The 17,174-nt window shown below is 66.9% G+C and carries 19 protein-coding genes; 10 read left to right on the forward strand and 9 right to left on the reverse strand.

Features of this window, described 5'->3' with window-relative positions:
* Window positions 1-88: 88 nt before the first annotated feature.
* Window positions 89-904 (forward strand): glycosyltransferase family 2 protein, encoded by an 816-nt coding sequence (locus AC2FAN_RS23525; RefSeq protein WP_485176552.1) that lies wholly within the window; start codon window positions 89-91, stop codon window positions 902-904.
* Entirely contained in the window at window positions 897-1,643 is a 747-nt protein-coding gene (locus AC2FAN_RS23530; protein WP_485176553.1) for an SDR family oxidoreductase, read from the forward strand. Before AC2FAN_RS23525 ends, AC2FAN_RS23530 begins: the two co-directional genes overlap by 8 nt.
* Before the next feature lie 3 nt (window positions 1,644-1,646).
* Here the strand turns inward: AC2FAN_RS23530 and AC2FAN_RS23535 are convergent, their stop codons facing one another.
* From AC2FAN_RS23535 to AC2FAN_RS23565, 7 genes are all read right to left on the reverse strand, one after another.
* Window positions 1,647-2,276: a DsbA family protein gene (locus tag AC2FAN_RS23535; protein ID WP_485176554.1), complete on the reverse strand. Its 630-nt coding sequence runs from the start codon at window positions 2,274-2,276 to the stop codon at window positions 1,647-1,649.
* A 127-nt stretch (window positions 2,277-2,403) separates the two neighbouring features.
* Window positions 2,404-2,688, reverse strand: a complete 285-nt coding sequence (locus AC2FAN_RS23540; RefSeq protein WP_265054337.1) for a hypothetical protein — start codon at window positions 2,686-2,688, stop codon at window positions 2,404-2,406.
* A gap of 141 nt (window positions 2,689-2,829) precedes the next feature.
* Entirely contained in the window at window positions 2,830-3,594 is a 765-nt protein-coding gene (gene pgeF, locus AC2FAN_RS23545; protein ID WP_265054338.1) for a peptidoglycan editing factor PgeF, read from the reverse strand.
* A 44-nt stretch (window positions 3,595-3,638) separates the two neighbouring features.
* Entirely contained in the window at window positions 3,639-4,730 is a 1,092-nt protein-coding gene (locus AC2FAN_RS23550) for a class I SAM-dependent methyltransferase (RefSeq protein ID WP_485176556.1), read from the reverse strand.
* Complete coding sequence (gene lgt, locus AC2FAN_RS23555) at window positions 4,727-5,581, reverse strand: prolipoprotein diacylglyceryl transferase (protein ID WP_485176557.1); 855 nt, start codon at window positions 5,579-5,581, stop codon at window positions 4,727-4,729. Before lgt ends, AC2FAN_RS23550 begins: the two co-directional genes overlap by 4 nt.
* An 85-nt stretch (window positions 5,582-5,666) precedes the next feature.
* On the reverse strand, window positions 5,667-6,686 hold the full coding sequence (locus tag AC2FAN_RS23560; RefSeq protein WP_485176558.1) for an NADP-dependent oxidoreductase: 1,020 nt from the start codon (window positions 6,684-6,686) through the stop codon (window positions 5,667-5,669).
* A gap of 146 nt (window positions 6,687-6,832) precedes the next feature.
* Window positions 6,833-7,414, reverse strand: a complete 582-nt coding sequence (locus tag AC2FAN_RS23565) for a chloramphenicol phosphotransferase CPT family protein (RefSeq protein ID WP_485176559.1) — start codon at window positions 7,412-7,414, stop codon at window positions 6,833-6,835.
* Between the two features lie 100 nt (window positions 7,415-7,514).
* On the opposite strand from AC2FAN_RS23565, the gene uvrC reads away from it, so the two are divergent.
* From uvrC to AC2FAN_RS23590, 5 genes are all read left to right on the forward strand, one after another.
* Entirely contained in the window at window positions 7,515-9,623 is a 2,109-nt protein-coding gene (gene uvrC, locus AC2FAN_RS23570; protein WP_485176560.1) for an excinuclease ABC subunit UvrC, read from the forward strand.
* A gap of 66 nt (window positions 9,624-9,689) precedes the next feature.
* Complete coding sequence (gene pgsA, locus AC2FAN_RS23575) at window positions 9,690-10,301, forward strand: CDP-diacylglycerol--glycerol-3-phosphate 3-phosphatidyltransferase (protein ID WP_485176561.1); 612 nt, start codon at window positions 9,690-9,692, stop codon at window positions 10,299-10,301.
* A complete protein-coding gene (gene moaD / locus AC2FAN_RS23580; RefSeq protein WP_485176562.1) occupies window positions 10,298-10,591 on the forward strand; it encodes a molybdopterin converting factor subunit 1 in 294 nt (97 codons plus the stop codon). Before pgsA ends, moaD begins: the two co-directional genes overlap by 4 nt.
* Window positions 10,592-10,599: 8 nt before the next feature.
* Window positions 10,600-11,064 carry a molybdenum cofactor biosynthesis protein MoaE gene (locus AC2FAN_RS23585; protein ID WP_485176563.1) on the forward strand — a complete coding sequence of 155 codons (465 nt, stop codon included), beginning with the start codon at window positions 10,600-10,602 and terminating at the stop codon, window positions 11,062-11,064.
* Window positions 11,065-11,068: 4 nt separating this feature from the next.
* Complete coding sequence (locus AC2FAN_RS23590; protein ID WP_485176564.1) at window positions 11,069-12,115, forward strand: DUF1176 domain-containing protein; 1,047 nt, start codon at window positions 11,069-11,071, stop codon at window positions 12,113-12,115.
* Between the two features lie 273 nt (window positions 12,116-12,388).
* Here the strand turns inward: AC2FAN_RS23590 and AC2FAN_RS23595 are convergent, their stop codons facing one another.
* A complete protein-coding gene (locus AC2FAN_RS23595; protein WP_265054345.1) occupies window positions 12,389-13,276 on the reverse strand; it encodes a branched-chain amino acid aminotransferase in 888 nt (295 codons plus the stop codon).
* Between the two features lie 191 nt (window positions 13,277-13,467).
* Here AC2FAN_RS23595 and AC2FAN_RS23600 point away from each other — a divergent pair, with 191 nt between their 5' ends.
* From AC2FAN_RS23600 to AC2FAN_RS23610, 3 genes are all read left to right on the forward strand, one after another.
* The gene (locus tag AC2FAN_RS23600; RefSeq protein ID WP_265054880.1) at window positions 13,468-13,965 is read left to right on the forward strand and encodes a MarR family winged helix-turn-helix transcriptional regulator; all 498 of its coding nucleotides are present in this window, start codon (window positions 13,468-13,470) and stop codon (window positions 13,963-13,965) included.
* Window positions 13,966-14,028: 63 nt separating this feature from the next.
* Window positions 14,029-14,772 carry a response regulator gene (locus AC2FAN_RS23605; RefSeq protein WP_485176565.1) on the forward strand — a complete coding sequence of 248 codons (744 nt, stop codon included), beginning with the start codon at window positions 14,029-14,031 and terminating at the stop codon, window positions 14,770-14,772.
* A gap of 32 nt (window positions 14,773-14,804) precedes the next feature.
* Complete coding sequence (locus tag AC2FAN_RS23610; RefSeq protein WP_485176597.1) at window positions 14,805-16,226, forward strand: ATP-binding protein; 1,422 nt, start codon at window positions 14,805-14,807, stop codon at window positions 16,224-16,226.
* 21 nt (window positions 16,227-16,247) lie between these two features.
* On the opposite strand, the gene AC2FAN_RS23615 is transcribed toward AC2FAN_RS23610, so the two are convergent.
* Window positions 16,248-17,147 (reverse strand): LysR family transcriptional regulator, encoded by a 900-nt coding sequence (locus AC2FAN_RS23615; RefSeq protein ID WP_485176566.1) that lies wholly within the window; start codon window positions 17,145-17,147, stop codon window positions 16,248-16,250.
* Window positions 17,148-17,174 lie beyond the last annotated feature (27 nt).

Below are 17,174 nucleotides of genomic sequence, written 5' to 3' on the forward strand. Positions count from 1 at the left end.
AGCGCGTGCAGGCCCACTCTCCGTTCCAACCTTGCCGCACCGCACTGGGCATGCTTAAGCCTTGAAATCACAAGGATTGATCGGAACCGTGCCGCCCCTCTCGATTTTCATCATCGCGCAGAACGAAGCGGACCGGATCGGGCGCACCATCGAGGCTGCCCGCGCGCTCAGCGACGATATCGTGGTGGTCGATTCCGGTTCGACCGATGGAACGCAGGCCCTCGCAGAATCGCTCGGCGCCCGGGTGATCTTCAATTCATGGCCGGGCTACGGCCGGCAGAAGCGCTTCGCCGAAGAACAATGTCGCCATGATTGGCTCCTGAACCTCGATGCCGACGAGGTGATGCCTCCCGATCTTGTCGCCGAGATCGCCGCGCTCTTCACCCGCGGGCCAGCAGCCGATGCCTACAAGATCAGAATCGCGGAGATCTTCCCCGGCGAGAAGGCGCCGCACCGCTTCGCCTATGCACTCGCCCCCGTACGGCTCTATCGGAAGAGCTGGGGCCGATACTCGCTCTCCCCGGTGCATGACCGTGTCGACCTGCAGCCCGGCACGAAGGTCGGGCGCATGAAGGGAACGGTCCACCACTTCTCGGTCCGCTCCCTCGGCGAGCAGATGGAGAAGCTCAATGCCTATAGCGATGCGCAGGCCGACGATCTCGATGCCCGCGGCGAGACGCTCTCCGCCTTTCGGCTGGTCGCCGAATTCCCTGCCAACTTCTTCAAGGCCTATATCGGGCGCCGCCACGCGCTGCGCGGCGTCTACGGCTTCATGACCGCGATGAACTACGCCTTCTATCGCTATCTGCGCGTCGCCAAGCACTGGGAACGCCGGCTTCAGCGGCGCTCCGCCGCCGAAACCCCGGCGACGCGTGCCGACCCGGCCCCCTCCTCCAATGACTGAGGTCGCGCTGGTCACCGGCGGCGCCCGGCGAATCGGCCGCGCGATCGCCACGCGATTGGCGAAGGCCGGCTATGCCGTCGCGATCCACCACGGCGACAGCCGCGACGAGGCTGAAGCCCTCGCTGCGGAACTCCGGCTCACCGGGGCCGCCTGCTGCACGCTTTCGGCGGATCTCGCCGATTCGCAGGCTGCGGCGGCCCTGATTCCGGCGACTGCGAAGGAGCTGGGGCCGGTGACGCTGCTCGTCAACAGCGCCGCCAGCTTCATCGATGACGACGTCCGCTCGCTCGATGTGGCGGCATGGGACCGCCAGTTCGCGATCAACCTTCGTGCGCCCTCGCTGCTGATCGGCGCCCTGGCCGAGCATCTGCCGGAGGGCATGAACGGCGCGGTCGTCAATATCGTCGACCAGCGCGTCTGGAAGCTGACGCCGCAATATTATTCCTACACCTTGACCAAGGCCGGGCTGCTCACCGCGACCCGGACGCTGGCGCAGGCGCTCGCTCCACGGATTCGCGTCAACGCGGTCGGCCCCGGCCCGACCTTTCCCAATGCCTATGACGGTCCGGCGCTGATGGAGCAGGAGGCAGCCGCCACACTGCTCGGCCATCGGGTCTCTCCCGACGAGATCGCCGACGCGGTGCTCTATCTGGCGCAGGCGCGCTCGGTCACCGGCCAGATGATCGCCGTCGACGCCGGGCAGCACCTGGGCTGGCGCACGCCCGACATCGTCGGCTGATTGTCAGGCCGCGCCGTCCGGGCGATAGGCTTCGCGTCCGCTCGTCAGCGCCGAATCGAGCAATTCCAGGCGGTCCTGCCCCCAGAACACCTCGCCATCGAGCACATAGCTGGGCGCACCGAAGACGCCGGCCTCGACGGCTTGCCCCAATGTCGCCTCGTAGCGTTGCCTGATCGGCGGGCTGTCGGCCGCGGCGAGCAGCGCCAGCCCGTCAAGCCCGGCTCGCGCGGCGCAGGCGAGAAGCGCCTCGGGCTGCGTCATTTCCTCGTCCCGGGCCCAGAGGCCGGCCATCACGTCGCTGATGAACGCGAAGGGATCGCCGCCGGCAGCCAGGATCGCGATCGTCATGCGGTCGGCCTGGGACGGATCGAAGGGAAAATGCCGGGGCTGCAGGACGAGCGGCACGCCGCGTCGCTCGCGCCAGCGCTGCAGATCGAGCAGCCTGTAGCGTTGCCGAACCGGATGCCGCTTCGGCAGAGGAAGACCGCCGGTCTCGTCGAATACCGAACGCAGCGGCATCGGCCGGTAGTCGATGGTGCAGCCATGCCGGCGAGCGATATCGTGGAAGACAGCATTGCCGAGATAGGTCCAGGGCGAATGCAGCGAGAAATAATAAGCGATCGAACGGGACAAGGCGGCCTCTCAAGCGTCTTCGGCCACGCAGCATCGCCGCTGCGGGAACCGCCGCGCAAGGTCCAGGCCGTGCGTAGCGCGCAGCCCGGCCCCGCAAAGAGCCGGGCTGCCGTATCGCGTTGCTTGCTCAGGCGGTCTTGTTCTTGAGCGCGCCGATGATCGCGGTCAGGATCGCGCCGCCCGCACCACCGGCGATCAGGTTGGTCAGGACACTGCCGACGCTGAGATTGCCGCCCTGCGCCGCCGCGCTGATCGCCGGCAGCAGGAGCGGTATCAGCTGGCCGAGCACGCCGCCGCCGACGAGTCCAGAAATCGTATTGCCCAATGTCCCGAGATCGAAGCTTGGACTGGCCTTGCCGGCCGCATTGCCGCCGATCGCACCGGCGATCAGGTTCATCAGGATCTGTTCCATCTCGGCCCCCGCATCTGGAATGCATCGCCCGAAGAACGTCTCTATGCTGCGGAAGCGATGCATTCCGACCAGCCGGGACGACGATGACTCCGCTGTAGGGCCGCGACAAGCGCAGCAGCCGAACCGTCAACCGCTTTCAGGTCAATCGAGGGCGATCGCCGAGATCAGCCGCCCGTAATCCGGCTCGCCGCGATGCGTGGTGCGCCGATAGCTGAAGAATCGCTGCTCATCGCCATAGGTGCACAGCGCCATGTCGACGAATCGGCCTATCCCGGCTTCCTGCGCCTTGAGCGCGATGAAGGCCGGAAGATCGAACATCGCATGTGCCGCCCGCTCGGACGCCGTGAAGAAGCGGGAATAGGTCCGGTTCTCCGCCTTGAAGCGTTCGATGAACTCAGGCCCGACCTCGTAGGCCTTGGCGCTGATCGTGGGCCCGAGCACGGCAACGATGCGCTCCCGCCGCGCGCCGAGCTTCTCCATCGCGGTGACCGTCGCACCGACGATGCCGGTAAACGCGCCCTTCCAGCCGGAATGCGCCGCACCGATGACCCGCGCCTCGCTGTCGGCGAACAGGATCGGTCCGCAATCGGCCGTGGACACGCCGAGCGCCACATGCGGCGCAGTCGTCACCATTGCGTCCGCCTTCGGGCGCTCACCCGGCCAGGGGCCGGTGACGACAGCCACATCGGCGGAATGCACCTGATAGAGGCTGACCAGATTCGCCGGCTCGACTTCGAGATGCCGCGCCATCCGCGCGCGGTTCTCGGTGATCGCCGCAGGATCGTCGTTCGAGCCCAGCCCGCCATTCAGCGAAGTGTAGATGCCGGTCGAGGCGCCGCCCTCACGCGTGAAGAAGGCGTGGCGGATGCCGGCTTCGCCGGCGAGTTCACGGGCGGTGATGAACATGGCGTGGTCCGGTTGGCGCGAATCCGCAGATGGTTCCGCTGAAATCAGCCCTGCTCTGGCAGCCGATGAAGGTCAAATCCGGGCAAGGGCGGCAGGCCGGGGTGGGATAGCGCGAAAACCTTGAACAAATCGCCCATCCCGGTCTCCCCTTCTTCGGTCAGCCGATCGAAAGCGGCAGAGATTGCAGCCTGCTGGTCAGGAGCTGCCTTGAGCGAAAGCGCCTGCGCCCGCTGCGCGAGACCCAACGCCAGCAGGAAATCGCGCTGGCTCGCCGGACCATGCAGCGCCGCGCCGACCTTGAACGCTGCCTGCCCCATACGCTCGAAATCGACATGCACGGTGAGATCCGCCTCCCCCGGCTCGGCCAGGGGATCGACGAAGCCATGCCGCTTCATCGCCTGCAGCGTGTCGCCGAAGCCGGATCGCGCCGAGCCGTAATCGATGAACAGAGCTGCTCCGCCTTCCGCCGCGACATGGCTGGCGATCCGCCCGACGATGTCGAGCGCCAGGCTCGGCTGCTCGAAGGTGGCCCCGGCCGGCGCCGCGATGCGCAACGTCTCCTCGCGCGCGGCAGCCAAACCGAAGGCAAGGCCGCCATCCGCATCGAGCCCGACGAGCCGCTCGCGCCAGCCCTCCGGCGTCATCACGAACTGGTCGAGCGGCAGCGCATCGAGGAATTCATTGGCGACGACGATCACCGGGCCGGACAGGGCATCGCCGGCATTGTCGTGCCAGACCGGATCGGCGCCCTTCAACGCGGCCGCCTGCCGCTCGCGCAGAACCGGGCTCGTCTCGACGAGATGCACCGAGACCGCCTCGCGAAAGCCCGGAACGATCCGGGTCGCCCGCAGCATGTCGGCCGTCAGCGTGCCCCGCCCCGGCCCGAGCTCGATCAGGCGCAGTCGCGCGGGTGTCCCCATCGCCTGCCAGAGATGGGCTGCCCAGAGCCCGATCAGCTCGCCGAACATCTGGCTAATCTCGGGCGCCGTGGTGAAATCGCCCTCCTGCCCGAAGGGATCGCGCGTCATGTAGTAGCCATGGCGCGGATGGCCGAGCGCAAGGCCCATGTAGCGGCCGATGCCGATCGGCCCCTCCTGCCGGATCAGCTCGACGATCTCGGCCTTGAGGGTATTCACGCACGCACCTCGCCCTGCGGCCCGCGCCGGCTCCGCAGCACGAGCCAAAGACCTGCGAAGAAGACCGGCAGCGAGAGCAGCATGCCCATGGTGATGCCGCCAGAAAGCGCATCGACCGAAGTGCCGAACAGGAAGCCGAGCTGCGGGTCGGGCTCGCGGAAGAACTCGCAGACGATCCGGGCCAGCGCATAGCCCATTCCGAACACGCCGGCGACGAGGCCCGGCCGCTTGAAACCGCCGAAGCGGACAACGAGGTTCACCAGGACGAAGAGCAGGATGCCTTCGCCGAGCGCCTCGTAGAGTTGGCTCGGATGGCGCGGCACTGGTCCGCCATGGGGAAAGACCATCGCATAGGCGAAATCCGGCGCCGGCCGGCCCCAGAGCTCTCCGTTGATGAAATTGGCGATGCGCCCGAGAAAGAGTCCGATCGGCACGACCGCCGCCGCCAGATCGAACACCGACAGGGCCGGGTATCCGCGCCGCTTGGCGAAGAGCCAGAGGCCCAAGGTCGCGCCGAGCAGCCCGCCATGGAAGGACATGCCGCCCTGCCAGATCGCGAAGATATCCTGCGGGCGCTCGAGGTAACGCGCCAGATCGTAGAACAGCACGAAGCCGATCCGCCCGCCCAGCACCACGCCGAAGGCGACGAACAGCAGCATGTCGTCGAGCTCTTCCGGCTTCGGCCGCGCCCGCCCGGCCCAGAGACTATCGGCTGCGACCAGCCGGCGCGCATACCACCAGCCGCCGAGCAGCCCGACGACATAGGCGAGCCCGTACCATTTGATCGCGAGCGGCCCGAGCTGGACCGCGACGGGATCGATCATCGGGAAGGGAATGGCGAAGACGGGCATGAGCGGGGTCCGGTAGCAGGCGAACGGTGATGGCCGCCCGCCCGCTGACTGGTCAAGGAAAAAGGCTTGCGCGTGGCACGCTGCCTCAAAGCTTGACGATCAGCTTCCCGAAATTCCGGCCTTCCAGCAGCCCGATGAAGGCTTCCGGCGCATTCTCCAGGCCCTGGACGATATCTTCTTTATATTTGACGGCGCCATCCGCGATCCAGCGGGCCATCTCCTGCCGGAAGGTCGGCCCCTGGGCTGCGGCGAATTCACGCTGGATGAAGCCGCGGATCGTCAGGCTCTTCGAAAGCACCTGTCGCATCAGCACCGGCAGCCGATCCGGGCCCGGAAAATCGCCGCTCGCATTGTATTGCGCGACGAGCCCGCAGACCGGAATGCGCGCGAAGGTGTTGAGCAGCGGGAAGACGGCGTCCCAGACATGCCCGCCGACATTCTCGAAATAGACGTCGATGCCGTCCGGGCAGGCGGCCGCGAGCTTGCTCGCCATGTCGGGATCGCGATGGTCGATGACCGCGTCGAAGCCGAAGGTATCGCGCACGAAGGCGCATTTTTCCGCCCCGCCGGCGATGCCGACAGCCCGCGCCCCCTTGATCCGGGCGATCTGCCCGACGGCCGAGCCGACCGGCCCGCTCGCCGCCGCCACGACCACCGTCTCGCCCGGCTTGGGCTGGCCGATCGTCAGCAGCCCGGCATAGGCGGTGAAGCCCGGCATGCCCAATACGCCGAGCGCCGTCGTCACCGGTGCGGCCGCCGGATCGAGCTTGCGCAGCTGCGAGCCGCTGGCCACCGCATGCGACTGCCAGCCGGAATGGGACAGCACGATGTCGCCCGGCTTGAAACCGGGATCGCGGCTTTCGAGCACCTCGGCCACGGTGCCGCCTTCCATTACCTGCCCGATCTCGACGGGAGCGGAATAGGATTTCGCTGCGCTCATCCGCCCGCGCATATAGGGATCGAGCGACAGGTAGAGGACCTTCAGGAGCACCTGCCCGTCGGAGGTCGTTGGGATAGGGGCATGCTCCAGCCTGAAATTCGCCGGGCTGGGACGCCCTTCCGGACGGGAGGCAAGGACGATTTGAACGCTGTCAGGCTGGGGCATGAGCTTCGATCCTCGGTGATATCTGCGGTTGGACTTGTTCTCCTATATTGGCGCGGCGGCGGGCTACAGGCAGCGCCTGCGATCTGCGTTCCACGACGGCATCAGCAGCCTTCCCCGCATGACGAAACCACCGCCGACGGAACGAGTCAGGTCCGCTCCTGGCGAGCCCGCAAGCGCCCGAAGGCGGAAGGATGCCGGCGATCGCGCCATGCCAAGATGACCGTATCGGCATTGGTCTGGGGATCGTTCATTCCATCCACCTCGCAGTCGTAGAGGCAATAGGAGTGGATGTTGAAATGGTCGCGCCTTGCGTCGCCGATTGGCCTGTCGCCGCGCCCGCGCTCACGCTTCTCCAGCTCGGCGAGTTCGCAATGCACGCCGACGAAGAATACGTCCTGTCCAGCGAGCGTATCGGCGAGCCTGAGCAGCCAGGCCTCGCTTTCCATGATGTGCTCGACGATCAGGTCGTTGCCGGCTTCGACATAAGCCAGCAGCGAGCGCTCGAAGCCGAGGAAGAAGGCCTCGCGCATCCTCCGCCATTCGAACTCGCCACTCTTGATGCGGGCCGTCGGCAGCACGCCCGAATCGCGCAGATGGTCGATCGAGATGTGCCAGAAGGGCGTATCGATCCGGCTTTGCAGAGCCCGCGCCAGCGAGGACTTACCGCTGCTCGATGCTCCGTTGAGCAGGATGATGCGGCCCCGGCACGGCTGCGCAATCGTCGTCATGGAGGCGTCGTTTCTCTTGTCGATTGAAGGGGCCGTCGCTCTGGCACAGGAATCTCTCTCCTGACATGACGAAGGCGCTCCGGCATCCTACATGGAGGCCATGAATCGCGAACGTCAGGACGATCTGCCGCAGGACGAGTTCGAGGACGAGGAGGACGGTCTCCTCGCGCCCGAGCCTGCGCTCGATGTGGCGGAGGCCGCCCCCGGCGCGCTCAAGGCCGGCATCGAGGTCATCCAGCAATTCGCGAAGCATCTGCCGAACAAGCCCGGTGTCTACCGGATGTTCGATCGCGCCGGCGACGTGCTCTATGTCGGCAAGGCCAAGAGCCTGAAGAACCGCGTCACGGCCTATGCCCGCGGCATGGCCCACACCAATGCCGTGGCGCGCATGATCGCCGAGACGGCGAACATGGAGTTCGTCACCACCGGCACCGAGACCGAGGCGCTGCTGCTCGAGTCGAACCTGATCAAGCAGCTCCGCCCGCGCTACAACGTGCTGCTGCGCGACGACAAATCGTTTCCCTACATTCTGCTGACGGGGGACCACGAGGCGCCGGCCCTCTTCAAGCATCGCGGCTCGCGCCATCGCAAGGGCGACTATTTCGGCCCCTTCGCCTCGGTCTGGGCGGTGAAGCGCACCATCGATGCGTTGCAGAAGGCCTTCCTGATCCGCACCTGCTCGGATTCCTTCTACGAGAACCGCACGCGCCCCTGCCTGCTCTTCCAGATCAAGCGCTGCGCCGGCCCGTGCACCGGCGAAATCTCGATCCCCGACTATCAGGCCCTCGCCGGTCAGGCACGCGACTTCCTCTCGGGGCGCTCCTCCGCGGTGAAACAATTGCTCTCGACCCGGATGCAGGCGGCGGCGGAAGAGCTCGAATTCGAGAAGGCCGCGCGCTATCGCGACCGCCTCGCCGCACTCTCGGCCGTGCAGGCCGGGCAGGACATCAACACGCAGGGCGTCGAGGAGGCCGATGTCTTCGCCATCGACGAGCAGGCCGGGCAGTTCTGCGTCGAGATCTTCTTCTTCCGCAATCACCAGAACTGGGGCAACCGCGCCCTCTTCCCGCGCGCCGACCGCTCGCTGACGCCAGCCGAGGTGCTCGCCTCGGTCGTTACCCAGTTCTACGACGACAAGCCGCCGCCACGCGTCGTCCTGCTCTCGCATCCGGTCGAGGAGATCGAGCTGATCGGCCAGGCCTTGTCGGCCCGCGCCGGCCGCAAGGTCGAGGTCGCCCATCCCAAGCGCGGCGAGCGCGCCGACCTGATGGCGCATGCCGTCAAGAACGCGCGCGAGGCGCTGTCGCGCAAGCTCGCCGATAATGCCGGCCAGAGCGCCCTGCTCTCCGCGCTCGGCGCGGCCTTCGGCATCGAGAAGGCGCCGCGCCGCGTCGAGGTCTACGACAACTCCCACATTATGGGCACGAACGCGGTCGGCGGCATGATCGTCGCCGGGCCGGACGGCTTCATGAAGAGCCATTACCGCACCTTCAACATCTCGACCGACACCATCGCCGGGGACGATTTCGGCATGATGCGCGAGGTGCTGACGCGTAGATTTGCGAAGTTGGCGAAGGAGGGCGGCATCTCTCTCGGCCCTCATCCTGAGGAGGCCGCGCCGGCTGTCGTCTCGAAGGATGCTCCAGAGGGCGACGGAGCCGCGGCCATCATCCTGCCAGAAGCTGCCGTTCAGGATGAGGCCTTGGCCGGCAAGAGTCGCAAGACACCGAAGGCACGAAAGGACGAGGACGGCTTCCCCTCCCGCCCCGATCTCGTCATCGTCGACGGCGGCAAGGGGCAGTTCGAGGCCGCCCGCAAGATCATGGCGGAGCTGGGCGCGACCGACATCCCGCTCGTCGCCATCGCTAAGGGCGCCGACCGCAACGCCATGCGCGAGACCTTCCACATGGTGGGCCGCGAACCCTTCAAGCTGCAGCCGCGCGACCCCGCGCTTTATTTCATCCAGCGTTTGCGCGACGAGGCGCACCGCTTCGCCATCGGCACGCACCGGGCCAAGCGCAAGCGCGAGACGATGAAGAACCCGCTCGACGAGATCCCCGGCATCGGCCCATCGCGCAAACGTGCGCTGCTGCTGCATTTCGGCACGGTGAAGGCGATCCAGCGCGCCAAGCTGGACGACCTCATGCGCACGCCCGGCGTCAACGCCGCGACGGCCAAGGCCGTCCATGATTTCTTTCATGATGCTTGAGCTTTCTGCCGCCCTCGCGGTTTTGCGTGTTGACGCTGCGGTGGCGCGCTTGCTTTGGTGCTTCCCGTGACGATTCTTCCAGACGCCATCAGGCGGCGCGGCCCCTGGTCGCTGCCAAACCTCCTCACCTACGGCCGGATCCTCGCGATTCCGGCGCTGGTGGCGATACTGTTCTGGCCGCGTGACGACTGGATGCGCTGGCTCGCTTTGGCGATCTACACGCTGGCCGCCGTCACCGACTATCTCGACGGCTACATCGCTCGCGCCTGGAGCCAGCAATCGGCGATCGGCCGCATGCTCGACCCCATCGCCGACAAGCTGCTCGTCGCTGCCTTGCTGCTCATGCTGGTAGCTGATGGCACGATCCATGGCTGGCCACTCTGGGCCGCCATCGTCATTCTCTGCCGCGAGATCCTGGTCTCGGGCCTGCGCGAGTTCCTCGCCGAGCTCAAGGTCAGCGTCCCCGTCAGCAAGGTCGCGAAATGGAAGACGACGGCGCAACTCTTCGCGCTCGGCTTCCTCATCGCCGGCCCGGCGGGTGACAAGGTCCTGCCCGGCAACACCACGATCGGCATCGTCCTGCTCTGGGCCGCCGCCGGCCTGACGATCTATACGGGCTGGGACTATTTCAACGCCGGCATCCGCTATCTCGTCCAAGAAGACGAGCGCATGCCATGAGCGCCGCCGTCGCAACGGCTGCGACAGGCACGCGGTCGGTCAGGGTCGTCTATTTCGCCTGGGTGCGCGAGCGCATCGGCCTGCCGGAAGAGACGCTCGACATCCCCGCCGATCTCGCCACCGTCGCCGAGCTCGTGCGCTGGCTAAAGGCGCGCGGCGAAGGCTATGAAGCCGCCTTTGCCGACGAGGCCGTCGTGCGGGCCGCGCTCGACCATGTCCACGCCAAGCCGCAGGCTGCGCTCGGCAACGCCCGCGAGATCGCCTTCTTCCCGCCGATGACCGGCGGCTGAGGCCGCTCGTGACGCCCCTCATCCGCATCCAGAGCGAGGATTTCGAGCTCTCGGACGAGATCGCGGCGCTCAGCCACGGCCGTGCCGATATCGGCGCCGTCGTCTCCTTCACCGGCTTGTGCCGCGACGAGAACGGAATGCTGAGCGCGCTGGAGATTGAGCATTATCCCGGCATGGCCGAGGCGGAGATCGCCCGCGTCGCGGCGGAAGCCGCCGCGCGCTGGCCGTTGATGGGCCTCGTCGCGATCCACCGCTACGGGCTGATCCGGCCGGGCGAGCAGATCGTGCTGGTGCTCGCGGCCTCGACCCATCGCCGCGACGCCTTCGAGGCCGCCGATTTCATGATGGACTACCTCAAGACCCGCGCTCCGTTCTGGAAGCGCGAGCATCGCGCCGACGGCACGCTCGGCAGCTGGGTCGAGGCCAAGGCGGGTGACGACGATGCGGCAAAGCGCTGGGAACAGGCTCCCTGACACGATGAAGCCGCTTGGGCTCGGCGCCGGACTGGCCCTGTTGCCGGCGCTCGCCCTCGCGGCCGCGCCCGAACCGAAGAGCTTCCGCGACTGGATGGCCGGCTGCGACAACGTCAAGGGCTGCACCGCCCTGTCGCTGCCACCCGAAATCGCCGATACGGTCGCCTATCTGCGCCTAGAGCGCCCGGCCGGTCCGGATGCGGCGGTCAAGCTCGTCCTGCAGCTGCGTGGCGACTGGAAGAAGCCGCCGGCGGCGGTCCAGCTCAAGCTCGACGGCGCCCCCTTCCCCACCGGCGGCAAGCCGCTTCCGGTCACCGCCGACGGCGACACCGTCTCGCTGGCCTTTCAGCCGGCCGATATCGCCGCTCTCATCGAAGCCGCGCGCAAGGCGACCAAGCTCGCCGTCGCAGCGCCGGGCGTGACGGCCAGCGTCTCGCTTTCCGGTTCGGTTGCGACATTGCTCTGGATCGACGAGCAGCAAGGGCGGCTCAACACGACATCCGCCCTCATTCGCAAGGGCAGCGCGACGAACATGCCTGCCGCCCCTGCCTTGCCGGTCATCGAGGCGAAGCCCGCTGCCGGCGCCCTGTCGGATAAGGACGCAAAGGCGCTCGCCGCGGCGCTGCGCAAGCAGATCAAGCAGCGCGACGCCGATCTGTGCGAAGACGACGAGATGCTGGTGGCCGCCGACGAAGCCTGGCCGCTCGCGGGCGAGCGCCGCCTTATCGGCCTCGCCTGCTCGCGCGGCGCCTACAATGTCACGACGGCGTTCTGGACGGTCGAGCGCAGCGATGTCGCAGCCGCGAAGCCGATGGCCTTCCCGCAGGGCGAGGGCGATGCCGGGAACATGCTGACCAACGCCGATTTCGATCCGAAGACCGGGCGCATGAGCTTCTTCGCCAAGGGACGGGGGCTGGGCGATTGCGGCGTCATCGGCAGCTATGCCTGGACCGGCGCCGCCTTCGTCCAGACCGAACTCAGCATGATGGGCGAATGCCGCGGCATCGGCGTCGACGACTGGATCACGCTGTATCGCAGCACGGTGAAGTGACATGCGTCATTCTCGGATGGAGCGAGGCTCCAATGCGAGATGGATCCTCGCCGTCATTCCGGGGCAGGCCGCAGGCCTGAGCCCGGAATCCAGAACCGATGCCGTCATGACTTTGCGCGACGGCCCGACTGCGCTTCTCCTGAAACCCGCATCAGTTCTGGGTTCCGGGCTCTTCGCTGACGCGAAGCCCCGGAATGACCCCGTGGTCCACAAAAACACAGGGTAGCCGTTTGTCGTCTTGCCCGGGTCAAGCCCGGGCATGACCGGGCTGGCTCACGCCGCCTTCGACTTCGGGCGGACGGCGTCGGAGTAGTCCTCCATGATCACCTTGCCCATATTGCCGGTGACGAAGGAATAAGGGCCGATCTCGGAGACCAGCGTCACCTCGGCGGCCGAGCCGGTGATGAAGCACTCGTTGAAGCCTTCCAGCTCCTCCGGGCGGATACGCCGCTCCACCACCTCGAAGCCGCGCTGGCGGCACAGGTCGATCACGGACTGGCGGGTGATGCCGTTCAGGAAGCGGTCGGCCAGCGGCGTATGGACCACGCCGTCCTTGATGAAGAAGATGTTGGCGCCGGTGCACTCGGCGACATTACCTTCCCAGTCCAGCATCATCGCATCGGCATAGCCGCCGCGCTCCGCCTTATGCTTCGACAGCGAGCAGATCATGTAGAGACCCGCCGCCTTGGCATGGACCGGCGCGCAGGCCGGGTCGGGCCGGCGGTAATCGGCAACGTCGAGGCGCACGCCCTTCAGCTTCTGCGCCATGTCGAACATGCTCGGCCATTCCCAAACCGCGATCGCGGTATGGATCTTGTTGTTCATGCCTGACACCGCCATCATCTCCGAGCCGCGCCAGGCGACCGGGCGAAGATAGGCGTCCTTCAGCCCGTTCTCCTTCAGGCAGAGATACTTGGCCTCGTCGAGCTCGGCGACCGAATAGGGGATCGTGAAGTCCATGATCTCGGCAGACTTGTGGAAGCGCTGCGAGTGCTCGGTGCTCTTGTAGATGACGCCGTCATAGGCGCGCTCGCCCTCGAACACGCAGGAGCCGTAGTGCAGTCCGTGGGTCAGTACGTGAATCTTGGCGTCCTTCCACGGCACGAGCTTGCCGTCGAACCAGATGACGCCATCGCGCTGATCGAAAGGAATGACTGACATGGGACCTTCTCCTGGGTGCTTCCTCGCTCCGAACTCCGGCACAGCCGTTTTGGGAACGCAAGCATGGGTCTAAAGCTGCGCTGCGACGACGGGCTTTGAAATAATCGTTCGCCGAGCGCCCTTGACCGGTAATCTTCCGTCTGAGATATGTCAATAAGGCTGACCCAAATTTTTGGAAGCGCATTTTGTCCCTGTCCGAACCACGCCCCGACGACACACCGCTCAGATCATCGGCCGATGCCGTGCCGCACGATCTGATCGAGCTGCTGTTCTTCGCCTATCGTGACTTCGTCGGCGACCCCGATCGCATCCTCGCGGATTACGGCTTCGGCCGGGCGCATCACCGCGTGCTTCACTTCGTCCAGCGGTGTCCGGGCCTGACCATCGCCGAGTTGCTCGACATCCTCCAGATCACCAAGCAGAGCCTGAACCGCGTGCTGAAGGAACTGGTCGAGAAAGGCTATATCGAGCAGCGCACCGGGCGGCAGGACAAGCGCCAGCGCCATCTCCACACCACCGCCGCCGGGCAGGACCTCGCGCTTCGCCTCGTCCGCCTCCAGGCCAAGCGGATCAACCGGGCGCTCGACGGCGTCGGCCCCGAAGCTGCCGCGATCGCCGCGCGATATCTGTCCGCCCTGATCGAGCCCACCGAACGGCCGAAGGTCGACCGCCTGCTCGCCAAGCCCTGACGGCGACCGGCTTCGCGCAGTGTGCTATGGGGACCTGGCACCATGCAGGAGGAAGCTACACGCATGATCGCCAGCGAGACCGTATCCAAACCGGCCCGCAAACCTCTGCCCGACGAGGCACCGCATGTGCTCGTCGTCGACGACGACCGGCGCCTGCGCGAGTTGCTCGCCCGCTTCCTCGGCGACAACGGCTATCGCGTCACCACGGCCGCCAATGCGGCGGAAGCCGATACGCGGCTGGGTAACCTCGTCTTCGATGCGATCGTGCTCGACGTGATGATGCCGGGCGAGAACGGCTTCGACTTCGCCCGGCGTTTCCGCGGTGGCTCCGCCGTGCCGATCCTGATGCTGACCGCCCGCGCCGACGGCAAGGACCGCATCAACGGCCTCGAGATCGGTGTCGACGACTATCTCGCCAAGCCCTTCGAGCCGCGCGAATTGCTGCTTCGCCTCGGCAACATCTTGAAGCGCACATTGATCGTCGAGGCCGGCCAATCCGGCACGCGCCCGGATTTCGTCCGCTTCGGCCCCTTCATCTACGGCCTCGCACGCGGCGAGCTGCACAAAGGTGACGAGACCGTCCGCCTGACCGAGCGTGAGCGCGAGATCCTGACGTCGCTGGCCGAGCGTTCCGGCGAGGTCGTGCCCCGCGAGGAGCTCGCCGCGCAAGGTTCGGCCGCCAATGACCGCACGGTCGACGTGCAGATGAACCGGCTGCGCCGCAAGATCGAGCGTGACCCGGCCGACCCGCTCTACCTCCAGACCGTGCGCGGCGTCGGCTACAGGCTGGTGACGGACAGGACGTGACCCCGCTTCAACCCGGCAGGAAGAAGCAGTCGATGCTGCGCCCGGTGGCGGCCGCGCTGACGCGTGGCCTCGCCGCGCTCGACAAGCTGGGCAATCGCCTCGGCAGATCGCTGCGCCCGGTGGTGAAGCGCGTCGGCCGTCCACTCCAGATCATCGCGCGCTACATGCCCAAGGGGCTCTATCCGCGCGCGCTCGTCATCGTCATCGCGCCGGTCGTGCTGCTGCAATCGGTCATCGCCTATGTCTTCATGGAGCGGCACTGGCAGACGGTGACGCAGCGGCTCTCCTCGGCGGTTTCGGCCGACATCGCCATGCTGATCGACGTCTATGAGAGCTATCCGCAGGATGCCGACACCACGACGCTCTCGCGCATCGCCGCCGAGCGCCTCGGCATGGATCTCGACATCATCCCGGATTCCGACCTGCCCGCGCCGGGGCCGCGCCCTTTCTTCTCGCTGCTCGACAACGCGCTCTCGACGGAGCTCAGCCAGCAGGTCGCACGGCCCTTCTGGCTCGACACGGTCGGCCGCTCCAGCCTGATCGAGATCCGCATCAAGCTCGGCAAGGATGTGATGCGCATCCTGACGCGGCGCAACGCCGCCTATGCCTCCAACAGCCACATCTTCCTGCTCTGGATGATCGGGACGTCGCTGATCCTGCTGACCATCGCGGTGCTGTTCCTGCGCAACCAGATCCGGCCAATCCTGAAGCTTGCCGATGCGGCGGAGGCCTTCGGCAAGGGCCGCGACGCCGATTTTCGCCCGCGCGGCGCCCGCGAGGTTCGCCGCGCCGGCAACGCCTTCATCGAGATGAAGCGGCGCGTCGAGCGCTCGATCGGCGAGCGCACGACGATGCTGAACGGCGTCAGCCACGACCTGCGCACCATCCTCACCCGCTTCCGCCTCTCGCTCGCCCTGATGGAGCGTTCCTCCGAGATCGAGGCGCTCGAGAAGGACGTCGACGAGATGAGCCGCATGCTGGAGGACTATCTCGCCTTCGCGCGCGGCGATGCCGGCGAGGTCGCGGTCGAGACCGATATCCGCGCGCTTCTGGAAGAGCTCAAATCGGATGCCGAGCGCCAGGGCCATCAGACCGGGCTCAAAGTGGTGGGCGACCCGCTCGTGGTCATTCGGCCCGATGCCTTCCGGCGCCTGCTGACCAATCTCGTCTCCAACGCCGCCCGTTACGGCGACCGCATCGCGATCACCGCCACGCATGACGCGCGCTACCTCATCGTCATGGTCGACGATGACGGGCCGGGCATCCCGTCGGACCAGCGCGAGGAGGTCTTCCGCCCCTTCTTCCGCCTCGACGAAGCCCGCAACGTCGATGGCGGCGGCACCGGCCTCGGCCTCGCCATCGCCCGCGACATCGCCCGCGCCCATGGCGGCGACATCATCCTCGGCGACTCGCCGCTCGGAGGCCTGCGAGCGACGGTGCGCCTGCCGGTTTAGAGCCGTGCGGGCGAGCGCGCGTCAGCCGGCGCCGATCGGCGCAAGCTGCGGCAGCCGCGCGACGGCATGATCGACGAAGGCGCGTACGCGCGGTGCGGGCTGGCGGCCGCCGGGCATGACCAGCTGGACCGGCAATGGCGGCGGCTCGAATTCCGGCAGGAGCCGTACCAGCGTTCCGGCCGCCAGATCGTCGGCGGCCTGATAGGACAGCACCCGCGCCAGCCCCCGGCCCGCCCGCGCCGCGATCAGCGCCGATTCCACCTCGTTGACGATCAGCCGCGGCGTCAGCACGATCCCGCTGCCACGTCTCGGCCCGCCAAAGCGCCAGTGCAGCGTCTGGTTGGCAGCGACGCTGGCGATCGTCTCATGCGCCGCGATATCGGCCGGGCGGCGTAGCGGCGGGCAGCGCGCGAGGTAGGATGGCGCCGCGACGAGGATGCGCCGGACTTCTCCGACCCTGCGCATCAGGAAACCGGAGTTCGGCAGCGGCCCGATGCGGATCGCGAGCTGCAGATCTTCCTCGATCAGGTCGAGATTGCGGTCGGCCAGCACGATCTCGACCTGGACATGCGGGTAACGATCGAGGAACTCCGAGACCAGAGGGGTGACGTGCCGCCGGCCGAAGGAGAGCGGCGCCGTTATACGCAACAGCCCGCTGACGGGCTCATTCGCCGCGACGCCGAGCGCAGCGTCATAATCGGACAGCAGCCGCCGCGCCGTCGCCGCTAGCTCCCGGCCCGCATCGTTGGGCGTCAATCGCCGGGTGGTGCGCGCGATCAATTGCGCACCGACACGCTCCTCCAGCGCCGCGAGCGCGCGCGTCACCGCCGGACGTGAGTGGCGCAGCCGCCGGGCGGCCCCGGCGAGGCTGCCCGCATCGACAATCGCGACGAAGATCGCGAGCTCCTCGATCCGATCCATGGCATCGTTCCAAAAATTGAAATTCTG

Source organism: Allobosea sp. RIT-PG3_2, assembly GCF_057321085.1.